The organism is Oleiphilus sp. HI0066, from assembly GCF_001635725.1.
Genome location: NZ_LWFH01000393.1, coordinates 1 through 1,624, shown reverse-complemented (window position 1 = coordinate 1,624; position 1,624 = coordinate 1). Strand labels below are relative to the sequence as shown.

Here is a 1,624-nt window from a genome sequence, read left to right as displayed (position 1 = left end):
TTGATCGCCATGATGGGCAAGCCGCAACGACGGATGATTTTGTTGCAGCAATGCAAGAAGTCTCAGGAAAAGATCTGAGTCAATTTAAGCGTTGGTATACGCAAAGTGGAACGCCAAGAGTAAACGTCTCGAGTGAGTTTGATGCGCAAGCGCAAACTTACATATTGCACTTTGAGCAATCATGTCCGCCCACGCCTCAGCAGGAAGTCAAAGAGCCGTTCGTTATCCCGATTGAGCTAGCCTTACTTAATGGGGATGGTGGCGAACAAGCGTTGTCTGCATTTGGTGGTCAAAAAAGCGCAGTTTTTGAGTTGACCGAGAAAACACAAAGCATTGTTTTGGAAGGCATTCCAGAAGAACCCATTCCGTCGTTGTTGCGCGGCTTCTCTGCCCCAGTAAAACTAAATTATAACTACACACAACATCAGCTTTTGTTTTTGATGGCGAATGATTCAGACGGTTTTAACCGCTGGGATGCTGCGCAAAGCCTAGCATTGCTTGAATTGAATGCCATGATCTCAACGGTGAAGAACGGTGGTAATGCTCAGCTCTCTAGTGCCTATGTCGGCGCGATTCGAAGCATCATTAGCAACGAGTCATTAGACAAAGCGATGGTCAGCAAACTGTTGCAACTGCCAAGTGCTGCTTATCTGATTGAGCTAGCAGAAGAAGCTGATGTGGATGCTATTTGTACTGCGCGAAATCTCGCTCGTAAGCAATTAGCGTTCGATTTACAGAAGGAACTGGTTGCATGTTATCAGCGTAATCAGGGGTGCGAGAAAGGCCTAAGTTACGCTGAAATGTCTGTTCGAGGGCTTCGAAATACTTGTTTAGCACTGTTGTCAGCCAATGCGAATGATGAATTCATGAGCCTTTGTCGCAAGCAGTTTGTTAATGCTCAGAATATGACAGACCAAGTTGGAGCATTGTCTGCCATGATTGCCTCGGGCAACAAGCAAGATGCCGATGACTTATTGGCACGTTTTTATGATCAGTGGAAAGAAGATGCTCAGGTTATGGAGTTATGGTTCTCTGTGCAATCGTCAGCGTCTTCATATGCTGATTTAACACACATTCAATCGTTGATGGAGCATCCTGATTTTGATTTCTTGAATCCAAATAAACTGCGTTCGGTTGTAGGTGTTTTTGCAAATCAGAATTTAGAGAATTTCCATAAGTTAGATGGTTCAGCTTATGCCTTCTTGGCAGACCAAATCATAAAGTTGGACGATCTAAATCCTCAAATCGCCTCGCGATTAGCCACGCCGTTGACGCGTTGGAAAAAATATAATCCTGCACGCCAAGCATTGTTACGAAGTCAGTTAACGCGAATTCAAGGCAAGTCGAATCTTTCTAAAGATCTTAGAGAGGTGGTTGATAAGAGTCTCGTATCATAAACGCATATCTCATTTTTAACGGAAAGCATGCATGGCATGCTTTCCGTATTTGCTCAAATCTTACGTTAAAACATAGGCTTAAGCCTTCCTCTTGAAATAATTTATAACAAAAATTCGTTAGACAGAGACGAAATTTCTGCTAAAAGTTAATTAGATATAGTTATAAAACTGCATTGGCTTTTCAGATCCTTTTCTTGTGGATCAGCCTTGTTTTAATAAAGGAAATC

Annotated in this window: 1 protein-coding gene; it reads left to right on the top strand. The window is 42.7% G+C overall.

From position 1 onward, the window contains the following. A partial coding sequence (locus A3738_RS05355) for a DUF3458 domain-containing protein (protein ID WP_156503988.1) occupies nt 1-1,397 on the top strand: 1,397 nt, incomplete at its 5' end. Nucleotides 1,398-1,624: the final 227 nt, after the last annotated feature.